Genomic DNA, 12,615 nt, shown 5'->3' with positions numbered 1-12,615 from the left:
AACCAAAGAGGAACCTATGTCCATCGTCGGTTACTCAGGCCTTCCAGGATCGGGGAAGAGTTACGGCGTCGTCGAAAACGTCGTCATCCCCGCCCTGGAAGCCGGCAGGCACATCATCACCAATATTCCCCTGAAGCTCGGACGACTGAGCGACGATTACCCCCAGGGCAAGGTCACGATTTTCGACAACAAAGAGGCCGAAAACGATCACACGTTCTTCGACCTGGAACGCCATCCAGCCGGCGTCATCTGGATCATCGACGAAGCCTGGCGTTTCTGGAAAAGCGGCATGAAGGCAACGAACATTCCTCAATGCCAAAAGGAATTCTTCACCGAGCACCGCCACAACGTCGGACCGGACGGAAGAACTAACGAAATCGTTCTCGTCACCCAGGATCTGGCCCAGCTCTGTGCGTTCGTCAGAGGCCTGGTGGAGGAAACCTACCGGGCCGTAAAGCTCACCGCCATCGGCCAGAAGAACAAGTACCGTGTCGATGTCTTCATGGGCGCCGCCACCGGTCAGAAGCCTGGCAAACCGATGCGCCAGCTCTACGGTTCCTACAAGCCCGAGATCTACCAGTACTACAAGAGCCACACCCGGAACAAAACGGACTTCGCCGCCGGCATGGAAGAAAAGGCCGACGACCGCGCCAACGTCCTGAAGCACCCGCTCATCAAGTTCGGAATCCCCGTAGCGATCCTGATCATGGTCGCCGGTGTCTGGAAAGCGGTGGCCTACTTCAGCCCCGAAGAGCACACAGACGAACTAACGCCAGCCACTGAACAATCAACACCAGGTAACTACCAGCAACCCGTCACCGCCACCCAGAGCGCCAGAACCGCACGAGAAACCCGAGCGGTCAGAGCCAGCCTAGAGGGCAGGGCACCGCACCAGGTCAAACACGAAATCGAACCCGGCTGGCTCCCGCTCTCCAACAAGTGGCGGATCGTCGGCGAGGTCAACAACATCTACTGGATCTGGGGCGAAACCGGCACCCGGAAAATCCATTCCAGGAACTGCGCCAAGTTCCTCAAGACCGGAGAACCGTTCTGCGTCATCCAGGGCAAGCTAGTCACCTACTACAGCTATCGGGAGCCGGAGAGGACAGAAGAGGACAAACAGTCCCGGTCTTCTTACCTGCAAACAGCACTCCCCGAGAAGGAAGGCGACGGCGCGTGAGCGCGAGCGGAGCGACCGCCACGCGCCGCGCAGCGGCTTGGAGACGTCCCTGTAACACGTCTCATAGAAAACGACGGTAGTCGATTTTTAACCACTTAGAACCACAGTGAGCCACAGATGAAAATCAAAGACTTCGAACGACTGGATATAAACACCGGGGAAATCGGCAAAGGGGACCTCTTTATTGGTCCTGAAGGCCAACAAGTGAACCTGAACAACGTCAACGTTCTCTGGACCGGCACGGATACCGTGCGCCAGCTCTTCCAGGGACGCCTGAAGCCGGAAATCCTCGCGGAGATCGCCACCGAATACGAATCCGGCTACGACGCCACCCTCACCATTAAAAAGATGCCCTTCCGGCTCCAGTCCGGCAGGCGAGGGGGCTTTAAGTACATCCTGCAAAACCGAGAATACGGCCTGACTATCCTGATCCAGAACTTCTACGCGGAAGCCGATACCCTGGGAACGCACGTTAAAATCGAAACCTCCCCCAGATGGCTCTATGAACGCTCCAGTCAGGAAATCCACGACGAGCTTGCGGAGTGGGGTATGTACTTCCTCACTAACATCAAACCCGTTGGCATCGCGTTGCACCTGGCGGTCGACTTCCAGGGCTGGGAACCTCCACAGGACTTCGCCCAGCACTTTGTGACTCGGGCGAGAACCATCAGCGTCCACAACGGCATGAGCGACTTTCATTTCCAGGGCCTGGAAGGCTCAACGGTCAACGGCAGAGGCGAAACCTACACCTTCGGCAAAGCCAACAGCCTCCAGGTCTGCCTCTACGACAAATCCAAAGAGGTCGACGTCTCCGACAAACGTGCCTTCATGGAATCCATCTGGGAATGCGCCAGCAACGAAGAGTGCTTCCCGGACACTTGCTATGACCCAGACATGCCCGTCTGGCGCCTGGAAATCCGCTTCCATCACCGGATCGTCAACGAGATCTCCCAGGGCACACCCAACATGAAACCCATCTATACCTACATGGATGCGGTTCCTCACCTGACCGGCCTCTGGCAATACGCCCTGCAAAGCAACCGCTACGAGGTGAAACGGGAGTGGGTGCACCCCATTTGGACCAAACTCCGTGAAGACATCGGCTTCGGTTATTCAGCTCCGGATCTGCTCTACAAACGCGCAAAAAAGGAACCCGGTTGCGGCAACGAAAAGAACGTCTCCCTGGCCTTTGGCAATCTCTTGTCCATTTATGCACGCAACCGTTTTAACCCACGCCAGGCCTGGGACTGCCTCAAGAAATCCGGTCTTTGGGAGGATCTGTGCGCTTATTACCGGCGACGGGAGATCTATGAAAACGAGCTGTTCCAGCTCGTCCAGGATGGACTGATAAAGCGGCGACTACTGACAAAGGTGGCGGCATGATCAGGAAGCTCCCATCAGGAAGATGGCAGGTAGATCTGCGCACGGATGGTCGGGGCTCAAAGCGCATCCGCAAAAGCTTCGATTCAAAGGCAGAAGCAAAACGCTTTGAAACGTTCGTGATGGCAAAAAGGGCAGAAGGTCGAGAGTGGAACCCATCGAAGGCCGACAATCGAACTCTGAAGCAGTTGATCAAGCTATGGTTCAATGCCAAAGGGGTACACCTGAAAGACGGTGAACGAAGAAAGCGGTGTCTCGATACGATGGCCGAATTCTTGGGCAACCCAATTGCCAGGACCGTAAAACCGACATCCTTCCTGGCGTACCGTGCCCATAAGATCCAGAAGGGTGCGAGCAAGAAAACGCTCAACAACCACCTGGGCTACCTCAATGCGGTCTATAACCAGCTAAACCGGCTGAACGAAATCGACTTCGACAACCCGATCAGGAACGTTGAGATGATCCGCCTGGATGAACGGGAGCTATCCTGGCTTACGGTCGAACAGATCCGCCACCTTCTCAAAACCATCGAGGATTTTAGTCAGAACCCTCATGTTCACCTTTTAACGAGGATCTGCTTAGCAACCGGCGCCAGGTGGGGAGAGGCTGAGAATCTGCAGTTACGCCACGTCCAGGAAGGAAAGCTTACGTTCGTGAACACCAAAAGTGGCAAGTCTAGATCGGTGCCTGTCAGCAAAGAGCTGTTTGAGGAAATCCGAAAGCACTTGAAAGAGCATGGATGTTTCAGCTTTTCACTATCTGCTTTCCGCCGTGCTCTCGATAAATCCGGTATTACACTGCCACCTGGTCAAGCTGCCCACGTTCTGAGACACACCTTTGCCAGCCACTTTTTGATGAATGGTGGGGACATAGTCACGCTTCAAAAGATTCTTGGTCATTCACATATTTCAATGACTCTCAGGTATTCGCATTTAGCGCCCGAGCATTTGTCTAAGGCTGCGACTCTTGGCCCTCGTTATTGAGTACGGTGAGATGAATGTTTATTGCAGCGGGAAGCACCCTTTCCACCTCAAGCTTTTCTTCTGAGTTGAAATTTTGATCTATTACTTCTGAAATTTCCTTCGCGATAACTATGTCACTGTCATCGCCTCCCATGCATAGGTTTTCGAAGAACAGCTTGCCCTTGAGCGCTTGTTCTCTCTCTCGGTCTTCGGTAAGAGAGGTTCGTGGCGACAAAGCGGCAGCTCGGAGTTCGTGCAGGATGCGCTCTCGCAGCGATTGAGGTTTTAGTATCGATTTACACTGAACGTATTTTTCTTGAATCTCCCAAACACTGTTCTCATCCAGTAATGCCCTGTGGAAGTTGGAGCATTCGTGGAGAGCATGGACGCAAATAAGGTGTTTATCTATGCGTCGTTCGAGCTTTGAAAGGAATAGTTCTTTATCTAGGTCATCGGTGAAAACGGCCTGGCTAAATTCTCTGAAATCCGACTCAAGGTCGTCGAAGATTGTCTCCAAATCGTTCCAGTTTTCCTTTCGATTGTACGTCGTCGATTCGAGGATTTTCGTCAACTTAGTGAGTCGCTTGGGCAGGGTTTCAAAGAAGCTCGCCAACGTCGAGTTGATTTCGAAATCGCCTTCTTCCGCTTTCGGAAAAAGCCTGCCATACATAGTCCACTTTGATATTCGGGATACGTTAACCAGTGGAGCTTCTTCCTCCATGAATTCATTGAACTGGCTTCGGTGAGCAAGATAGTTAGAGAAAATGTTCTGATCTTGCTGTGTTTCGATTTGCTTTTTTGTCTGGATAGAACGCAGATGGCTTGCAATCAAACCCAGGAGGGGAAGTGATACTCCGGCAATCAAGGCCGGGTTTTTTAACGCCACTACGACGTTATTTAGATGTTCTGGTGAAAGTGGTTCCGTATTGTGCGCCTCAAGGTTTAAAACAACGATTGCAGCGTAAAGCAGCGATGTATAACCGAATACACGGATTGTCCAGCGAAAGGCAGAGGACTCTAGAAGCGTTGTGTTTGCTTCCATTCGTTTCCACAGAGTGCGCTTAAATAATTTTCTGCGAGGACGATTTGTGGACATCTCGGTCGCCATTTCTTGAATAGGCATAAAAAAAGCCCCTGAAATCAGGGGCTTTCTCTTGGTTGTTTGGTGGAGACGGCGGGAATTGAACCCGCGTCCGCCAGTACTCAGCCTTGAGGTCTACATGTTTAGCGTCTCTCTATTGATTTAAGTTCAAGCGACCCGAGAGCCAGGGTGCAAGAACCGAGTTCTTTAAATCTTAGCCGTTAACCAGTGAACTCTGGGTAACGGAGCATCCCGTAAGCGATGACGTCCTGAGATGTTGCTTCCGGGCTACGGGCGACCCGGTCAGGACGACTAGCAGCTTACGCTGCTAGTGCGTAGTTTTCGTCGTTTGCGACTATTGCGTTGCAGCTTTGGATTAACGAGATTGGCTGCCATCTCGACATGCACTCAAGGGTTCGCCACCGGCGTCGAAGCCATGTCGTCCCCTTAACTTCAGTATATGTGTCCGGTTTGCCGGACTTCAAGGTTTGTTTGTTGCAGTTTTGTGCTTTTGGGGCTGTAGATGTACCTAGAACCCTAGCTGGCCTTGCGCTCAATGGCGTCATGTCGGCCTGCCAGGGCCGCATGGCTCAGGGCCTCGAAGCTTTCCCGGAAGTAGCCCATCACGGCGTCCGGATCCGCGTGAATCGCCTTGTCCACCGTGATGCCGAATTGCACGGTGCCGGCATAACTGAGAATACTCATGCCGATACCGATGCTGCCGCTCTGGGGAACCCAGAACATGGGCTGGGTCAGCTTGCTGCCCGCCAGATACAGGGGCTCTTTCGGGCCGGGCACGTTGGTCAGTACCGCCGAGGCCTTGTTGCTGAGCAGATCCAGGGCCCTTCGTTCAATAACATCGGGGCCGCGCCCGAAGATATCAAGCAGGCTGTAGGTAACCTGGGCCTGATAGGACCGCTTGAGCCGGTTCATGTTCTCCTGCACCTGGCGGAAGCACATGAGCGGGTCTCTCACTTCCACCGGCAGGGTAACCAGTACGAGCCCGAACTTGTTGCCGAGCGTTTCGATGGGCTGATCAAGAGGGCGCAGATTGAACGGTACGGCGACCCTAATGCCGCACTCGGGGATGGTTTCCTTGTGGGCGGCAAAATGTCTCTGTAAGGCGCCCGTGACCGTGCAAAGGAGGGCATCGTTGATGGTGCCCCCCAGAGCCTTGGCGCAGGCCTTTACTTCGGCAAGGTCGAGGGGATCGGCCCAGGCCACTTGTTTGCGCCCGGATAACGGTTCTTTCAGGCCGGTTTTGGGTTCGCCGGGCGCCAGGCCAAGTTTCAGGAGGTCAAGGGCGACACCGCTGGCGGTGGTGGCCAGTTTTAACGGGTAGTTGGGCTCTTCACGGACGGACTGGATAAACAGTTTGGCCTGGTTGGTGGCGGTCTGCGCGCTGTCCACGGCACGGTGCAGGAAGTTCTGGATGGCCGATTTCCTGCCGGGTTTGGAGCGACGCTTGCGGGCGACTTTGCCCAGTCGGGGTTCCGGCGTTTTATCGGTGAGTGACAGCATTACACGAACCAGCGAGATGCCATCGGCAATGCAGTGGTGAATGCGGATGAGTAGCGCGCCGCCGTCCCCATAATTGTCGATGTAGTGCATTTGCCAGAGCGGTTGCCGGAAATCCAGCGACGTGCTGTTCATGTCACTGACCAGCTTTTGGAGCTCTGCCTTATCGGCCTTGCCCGGCAGGGCGATGCGGTGCAGATGGTTGTCCAGGTCGAACAGGGGATCGTCCTGCCAGTACGCCCGGTCGCCAGTGTCGATCACCCGTTGCCGGAACCGGTTGAAGCAGAGAAACCTCTCCTCGAGCGTGTGCCTGAGGCGGTTCATCGATACGGGGCGTTCCAGTGTCCATACCCCGCAGATCATCATGGGGTTCTGGGGCGAGTCCATGCGTAGCCAGGCGCGGTCTACGGCGGACATTGGTATCTGTTTGGGTGACATAAGCGGCTCCCTTTGCCATGCACCAGAGTTCCCGAGTATAGGCCCGATGGAATTCTGAACAAAGAGAGTGAGTATGCGACATACCCGTTCACGCCGGCCATGACCGGCGTCAGGTATTTGTTAATTGGTGGCGGGCAGGATCAAACGTTGGTTTCGCGCAGGATGCGTTGCTTCTGGCGGTTCCAGTCGCGTTCTTTCTCGGTGGCGCGCTTGTCGAACAGCTTCTTGCCTTTTACCAGGGCGATTTCGCATTTCACCTTGTTGTTTTTCCAGTACAACGCCAGCGGAATGCAGGTGTAGCCGGCCTGGTTGACCTTGCCCACGATCTTGGCAATTTCCTTGGCGTGCAGCAGCAGCTTGCGGGTGCGCGTGGGGTCTGCGATCACGTGGGTGGACGCCGCAATCAACGGGGTAATGTGAGAGCCGAGCAACCAGGCTTCGCCGTCCTTGAGCAGCACATAGGCGTCCACCAGCTGGGCCTTGCCCGCACGCAGGGACTTCACTTCCCAGCCCAGCAGGGAGAGACCCGCTTCAAAGCGTTCCTCAATGTGATACTCGTGCTTCGCCTTTTTGTTCAGCGCAATGGTATTGCTCGGCGTTCCGGGTTTTTTCTTGCTCATGAATCAATGAATCCGGGGTCGGACGAATGAACGGGCCGGCGTTGCTGCAGCCGGAAAAAGGCGCATTGTAGCCCAACAGTGGCGGACCGGTCACGAATTCGACGTTGTGGCGGTGTCTGGTTCGTGCGCGACGGGATCCTTCAGCTACAATACGGGCCCAGACTTTCTCCCCGACCTGTTAGGTGGCCTCAGGGAAGCGAATGCCTACGCCGTATCAGACTCATATCGGGTCCTTTACCCGAAAATCAACCTTCTTCTGGGCCGCGGTGGGCGCTACCGTGGGTCTTGCCAACCTGTGGCAGTTCCCTTATCTGGCCAGTCTGCATGGTGGTGGCCTGTTCATCCTGCTTTACCTCGCCTGTCTGCTGCTGGTGACTCTGCCTCTGATGGTGACTGAAGCGGCTGTTGGTCGGTATTCCCGCCACGGCATTGTATTGGCCATGGACGGGCTCATTCGAAGTGCCAGGCAGTCTCGGGCCTGGATGGCGGTTGGCCGGCTCAGCATACTGGCCGCCTTTCTGGTGCTCTCTTTTACGGCAGTCTTCGGATCCATTGCTCTGGCTTACGTGTTCTTCGGCGCACTTGGCCGTTTCTCCGGCGCCGGTGAGGTAGAGGCAACCGGGATTCTGGCGGGGCTGGTGTCCGACCCCAGGCAGTACCGGGTATTCATGGGCTGGCATATCTTCTTTCTGCTACTGGTACTCTGGGTCTCGGCGCAGGGCGTAGTGAGGGGGCTGGAAAGGGCCCTGAGGGTGGTTGTGCCGGGCGCCCTGGTGCTGATGCTCGTGCTGTTCGCCCTGGCTGCCTGGCATGGTCGGATCGACGGGGCCATCAACCACATTCTGGCCATGCATCCGGAGGACCTTTCCTGGGAAAGCCTGAAAGCCGCATTGTTTCATGCCTTTTTTACGCTCGGGCTCGGTATGGGTGTCTGGGCGATACTGGGCTCGTACACCACGCCTCAAACCCGTCTGAAGCGTTCGATTCTGGCCGTGGTGCTGATGGATACCCTGGTGGCGATTCTGGCTGGCCTGATGATCTTCGCGATCGCAACAGACGGCAACAGCTTTGACGGTGAACGGGGCTTCAGCCTGCTCTTTGTTTCCATGCCGGTCACGCTGGCCCAGTTGCCCGCGAGCCAGTTCGTGATCGCCGCTGTTTTTCTGCTGGTGGTGCTGATTGTCTGGACCACATCCCTGAATCTGCTGGAGCCCATCGTGGGCTGGTTCCGTGAGTGGACCGGGGCGCCCAGGGCACTGTCGGTGCTGCTGATCGGTCTGTCGGTGTGGCTGGCGGGGCTCGCGTCTCTGCTGTCGTTTAATGTCTGGGCCGAGGAGCGGATGGGCGGCGCTACCATGTTCCGCTGGCTGGAGCTGATCACCGGTGGCCTGCTGATTCCGCTTGTGGCCATCTTGATTGCGCTGTTTACCGGCTGGTGCCTGACCCGACACCTTTCGGGTACCATGCTCGGCGCAACGCCAAGACTGTTCGCCGGTATCTGGTTCTGGGTGATGCGCCTGGTGCTGCCCCTCGTGGTTGCCTGGATAGGGATCCAGTACACGGCCTTTTCACTGGCTAACCTGTGCAGCAACGGCAATGTTGCAGCCTGGTGCGATCAGCCCGCTGCCATGGTCTCGGAAGGCGGGGAAGTGCCAGCGGGAGATCGGCCTTTTGCCGCTACGCCGGCCGAGCCGGAGGAGAAAGCCGCCGAGGCCGAGAAGACAGCGCCCGCGTCAGACCAGAAGCCGCCGGGGGTGGAGGAAAGTGGTGGTAAGTCAGGCGAAAAAGCCCCAAAACAGGACGATATCCTTTATGATAGCGTGTGATTGAGGCTGTCTTCCTTTCCAGAAGTCTGCAACCTTTTCACAGCGTGTTTGCAAGCAGGACAACCGGTTCCAATGCCCCATCAGATTGATAAAACAGCTTTGGTTATGCACTCCGCCGAGCGCATGTTTCACCTGGTGAATGACATCGCCCGTTACCCGGAGTTTCTCCCCTGGTGCGCCGGCGCGGAGATTCATGAGCGCCAGCCCGAGCAGGTGACAGCGTCGCTTGAAATCGCCAAGGGTGGGGTGCGGCATACGCTCACGACCCGGAATCAGCTTCTGATGCCGGAGGCGATCGAGATGAACCTGGTGGATGGCCCTTTTCGCAACCTGACTGGTCGCTGGAATTTCAAATCCCTGGATGAGAACGCCTGCAAGGTGATCCTGACCCTGGAGTTCGAATTCTCCGGATCGCTTTCAAGGATGACCTTCGGGCCGGTATTCAGTCAGGCGGCCAATACGATGGTGGATGCCTTTTGCCGGCGCGCTGATGAGCTTTACCGGAAGGAGGGTGCATGATGCAGGTGGAAGTGGCCTATGCCCGGCCTGACCGGCAGGAGATTGTGCCGGTAAATGTGCCCGAGGGTACGACCGCCCTGGAGGCGGCCAAGCTGTCCGGGATCAGCGATATTTTTCCGGAGATCGATCCGGATACGATTGATATGGGCGTGTTCGGGAAGGTGATCAAGGACCCGGCCGCCCACGAACTGCGTGAAGGTGACCGGGTGGAGCTGTATCGCCCGCTGAAGATCGATCCGAAGCAGGCGCGACTGAATCGGGCGAAAAAGAAAGATCAGGCTCAGTAGGCCGGCGTTTCTTCCAGCAGTTGAGCCTCGTAATAGGCGTACTGGTCTTCTTCGTAGTACACGATGATTCGCTGTTCCTGGATGTCCCCGCCTTCTCTCTGGAAGGTATACACGTAGTATTCGCGGGAGGGGTCAACCGGGTTGAGCATGAGCGGTGTTCCCATCACGGCGTGCACCTGGCTGCGTGGCATGCCCTCGGTCAGTTGCGTCAGCTCCTCATCGGTAACGATGTTCCCCTGCTGGACGTTGATTTTGTAGACGCCCGGGAAAACGCAACCGGATAGAACGAAAGTGAGAATGAGAGCTGTGAGCTTTTGCATCGCCGGGGGAAATCCTCTATCTTGAAATCGCCTGCCAGAGGCAGGTGTGACACGGGTTAACCGTTCAATGGCGGCTTCATCATACCGGAAGCCGTGAGGCACACCAAAGAGTGAATAGTAACATGTCATCCGAAAACGCCGAATTACGAAAAGTCGGTCTGAAAGTGACTCTGCCGCGGGTCAAAATCTTCAACATTCTGGAGACCGCGGAGGAGCATCACCTCAGTGCCGAAGATGTATACAAGAAGCTTCTGGAGCAAGGCGATGACGTGGGGCTGGCAACAGTCTACCGGGTGCTGACGCAGTTTGAAGCAGCAGGGCTGGTACTGCGCCATAATTTTGAGGGCGGCCATGCCGTGTTCGAAATGGCTGGCGACGACCACCACGACCATATGGTGTGCACCCAGACGGGTGAGGTAGTCGAGTTTGTCGACGAGGTCATTGAAGAGCGACAGAAGAAGATTGCCGAAGAGCACGGTTACGAAATCGTCGACCACAGCCTGATTCTGTACGTAAAGCCGATCAAGTCCTGAGCCTGGCTCGGGCCGTTGGCTGAAGGAACGAAAAAAGGGGCGGGTTTATGGCCCGCCCCAACAGCTCTCAGGATCGAGAGGGGTAGTGGATCGTTGTTCGCGGCTCAGTGATGGGTTGCCTGCCCCTTTGAAAACATTTCCCTGGCATGAGCGATCGTATGTTCAGTCATGTCCACGCCTCCCAGCATTCTCGCCACTTCACTGATTCTGCCCTGATCGTCCAGCGTCTCGATTTTCGAGAAGGTGGCATCCTGCTCGGTAAACTTGCTGACAAACAGGTGCTGATGACACTGGGCCGCCACTTGCGGCAGGTGGGTGACGCAGAGCACCTGCCCGTTGCCACCAAGAGTCCGTAACAGTCGGCCAACCACCTCGGCCGTGCCGCCGCCAATGCCGACATCCACTTCATCGAAGACCAGTGTGGGTGTGGTTGATGTCTGGGCAACCACCACCTGGATGGCAAGGCTGATCCGCGACAGTTCGCCGCCGGAGGCTACTTTGGCCAGTGGCCGCGCAGGTTGCCCCGGGTTGGCGCTGACCAGGAATTCAATCTCTTCCAGTCCGTGGGGCGCCGGCTCCCCACCGTTGCTGCGGTTCAGGTGTGTAATGAACTGCATGTTGGGCATGCTTAACTGGGTGAGCTCCGCTGCGACCCGCTGATCCAGTTCGGCGGCGGCCCTGGCACGGGCCTCTGACAGCTCCGCGGCCAGCTCATCGAAGCGTCCGCGCTGGCTGTCCAGCTCTGCGGCCAGCTGCTCCAGGCTGCCCTCGCCACCGTCCAGCTCGGCCAGCTCGGCACTCAGGCGCTGATGCAGTTCCGGTAATTCTTCCGGTGTGATCCGGTGTTTGCGGGCCATCTGGTAGATGGCGCTCAGCCGTTCTTCCACTTCCGCCAGTCGAGCCGGGTCGGCCTCGTAGTCCTCGACGAAATGGCGAAGGTTGTCGCCGGCCTCACTGATCTGGATCTGGGCTTCGTTCAGCATCTGGATCGTGTCTGCCAGTGCGGGAACATCCACCGGAAGCTGCTCCAGCTGCTGTAACGCCTGGCGCACCAGATCCACTGCGCTGGTTTCATCCTCGGTGCAAAGCAGGGCGGCCTGATGGCTGTTGTGCAGAACCGTATCTGCCTGGCTGAGCTGGGCCTGCTCCTGTTCCAGGTTTTCCTGCTCGCCCGCTTCCAGGGCCAGACGATCCAGTTCTTCCACCTGATACCGCAAAAGCTGGAGTTTGGCCTCTGCTTCATCGGCATTCTGCTGGCGTTCGGTCAGCCGCTGGCGGATCTGGTTCCAGGATTTCCAGGCTTCCCGTGTTTCAGCGGCCAGGGTCTCAACGCCGGCGAACTCATCCACCAGCTTGCGGTGGGTTTCCTTGCGCAAAAGAGACTGGTGCTGATGCTGGCTGTGAATATCCATTAGCACACCGCCCAGTTCCTTGAGGTGGTTCAGGGGGCAGGGTTGGCCATTGATGTAGGCGCGGGAGCGGCCATCCTTGCTGATGACCCGGCGCAGGATGCAATCGTTGTCGTCATCCAGCTCGTGTTCTGCCAACCATTCGGTTGCCTCGGGAATGCCGGATACGTCGAAGGTCGCTGTGATGTCGGCGCGTTTGGCACCATGCCGGACGGCGCCGGCATCGGCTCTGCCGCCCATGGCCAGGCCGAGGGCGTCCAGAACGATGGATTTTCCGGCGCCGGTCTCGCCGGTCAATGCGGTCATGCCCTTGCTGAACTGGAGTTCCACCCGTTCAGCGATGGCGTAATTGGAAACCGTAAGTTGAGTCAGCATGCAGATAACCTCCGCGTTGTTCCTGAAACCGGCAAAACACTGTGGATGTATACAGTGACTGTGAATATATACAGGGTTTTTGTGGTTTGCAAACCTGAGGGAGGTATTTTCTTCAGGATTGCAGGCTTTGGTGGTTGAAACCTGGAGAGCGGGCCCCATATCCGTTC

At 56.6% G+C, this 12,615-nt stretch carries 12 protein-coding genes and 1 other RNA gene; 7 read left to right on the top strand and 6 right to left on the bottom strand.

The genetic code is table 11. The features are described from left to right. Positions 1 to 16: 16 nt before the first annotated feature. From HP15_RS21725 to HP15_RS15350, 3 genes are all read left to right on the top strand, one after another. Positions 17 to 1,180, top strand: a complete 1,164-nt coding sequence (locus HP15_RS21725) for a zonular occludens toxin domain-containing protein (protein ID WP_014578312.1) — start codon at positions 17 to 19, stop codon at positions 1,178 to 1,180. A 117-nt stretch (positions 1,181 to 1,297) separates the two neighbouring features. Continuing rightward, positions 1,298 to 2,563: a hypothetical protein gene (locus HP15_RS15355; RefSeq protein WP_014578311.1), complete on the top strand. Its 1,266-nt coding sequence runs from the start codon at positions 1,298 to 1,300 to the stop codon at positions 2,561 to 2,563. Beyond that, positions 2,560 to 3,543: a phage integrase gene (locus tag HP15_RS15350; protein WP_014578310.1), complete on the top strand. Its 984-nt coding sequence runs from the start codon at positions 2,560 to 2,562 to the stop codon at positions 3,541 to 3,543. Before HP15_RS15355 ends, HP15_RS15350 begins: the two co-directional genes overlap by 4 nt. On the opposite strand, the gene HP15_RS15345 is transcribed toward HP15_RS15350, so the two are convergent. From HP15_RS15345 to smpB, 4 genes are all read right to left on the bottom strand, one after another. Then, positions 3,512 to 4,645, bottom strand: coding sequence for a hypothetical protein (locus tag HP15_RS15345; protein WP_014578309.1), 1,134 nt, complete (start codon positions 4,643 to 4,645; stop codon positions 3,512 to 3,514). The genes HP15_RS15350 and HP15_RS15345 overlap by 32 nt on opposite strands. Before the next feature lie 40 nt (positions 4,646 to 4,685). Continuing rightward, positions 4,686 to 5,050, bottom strand: a transfer-messenger RNA (tmRNA) gene (gene ssrA, locus HP15_RS21990). Between the two features lie 90 nt (positions 5,051 to 5,140). Then, positions 5,141 to 6,559: a WS/DGAT/MGAT family O-acyltransferase gene (locus HP15_RS15340; protein ID WP_041645611.1), complete on the bottom strand. Its 1,419-nt coding sequence runs from the start codon at positions 6,557 to 6,559 to the stop codon at positions 5,141 to 5,143. A 140-nt stretch (positions 6,560 to 6,699) separates the two neighbouring features. After that, on the bottom strand, positions 6,700 to 7,179 hold the full coding sequence (gene smpB, locus HP15_RS15335; protein WP_008171507.1) for an SsrA-binding protein SmpB: 480 nt from the start codon (positions 7,177 to 7,179) through the stop codon (positions 6,700 to 6,702). 200 nt (positions 7,180 to 7,379) lie between these two features. Here smpB and HP15_RS15330 point away from each other — a divergent pair, with 200 nt between their 5' ends. From HP15_RS15330 to HP15_RS15320, 3 genes are all read left to right on the top strand, one after another. After that, on the top strand, positions 7,380 to 9,005 hold the full coding sequence (locus HP15_RS15330) for a sodium-dependent transporter (RefSeq protein WP_041645606.1): 1,626 nt from the start codon (positions 7,380 to 7,382) through the stop codon (positions 9,003 to 9,005). Positions 9,006 to 9,077: 72 nt separating this feature from the next. Then, the gene (locus tag HP15_RS15325; RefSeq protein ID WP_014578306.1) at positions 9,078 to 9,524 is read left to right on the top strand and encodes a type II toxin-antitoxin system RatA family toxin; all 447 of its coding nucleotides are present in this window, start codon (positions 9,078 to 9,080) and stop codon (positions 9,522 to 9,524) included. After that, the gene (locus HP15_RS15320) at positions 9,524 to 9,811 is read left to right on the top strand and encodes an RnfH family protein (RefSeq protein WP_041646354.1); all 288 of its coding nucleotides are present in this window, start codon (positions 9,524 to 9,526) and stop codon (positions 9,809 to 9,811) included. Before HP15_RS15325 ends, HP15_RS15320 begins: the two co-directional genes overlap by 1 nt. On the opposite strand, the gene HP15_RS15315 is transcribed toward HP15_RS15320, so the two are convergent. Next, entirely contained in the window at positions 9,805 to 10,131 is a 327-nt protein-coding gene (locus HP15_RS15315; protein WP_008171511.1) for an outer membrane protein assembly factor BamE, read from the bottom strand. The two genes, HP15_RS15320 and HP15_RS15315, sit on opposite strands and share 7 nt — an antisense overlap. A 122-nt stretch (positions 10,132 to 10,253) precedes the next feature. On the opposite strand from HP15_RS15315, the gene fur reads away from it, so the two are divergent. Continuing rightward, positions 10,254 to 10,664 (top strand): ferric iron uptake transcriptional regulator, encoded by a 411-nt coding sequence (fur, locus tag HP15_RS15310; protein WP_008171512.1) that lies wholly within the window; start codon positions 10,254 to 10,256, stop codon positions 10,662 to 10,664. 104 nt (positions 10,665 to 10,768) lie between these two features. Here the strand turns inward: fur and recN are convergent, their stop codons facing one another. Beyond that, entirely contained in the window at positions 10,769 to 12,448 is a 1,680-nt protein-coding gene (gene recN / locus HP15_RS15305) for a DNA repair protein RecN (protein WP_014578304.1), read from the bottom strand. Between the last annotated feature and the right edge of the window lie 167 nt (positions 12,449 to 12,615).

The sequence above is a fragment of the Marinobacter adhaerens HP15 genome (genome assembly GCF_000166295.1).
Taxonomy (GTDB): Bacteria; Pseudomonadota; Gammaproteobacteria; order Pseudomonadales; family Oleiphilaceae; genus Marinobacter; species Marinobacter adhaerens.
The sequence above is the reverse complement of the archived record's forward strand: the minus strand, read 5'-3'. Positions and strand labels throughout refer to the sequence as shown.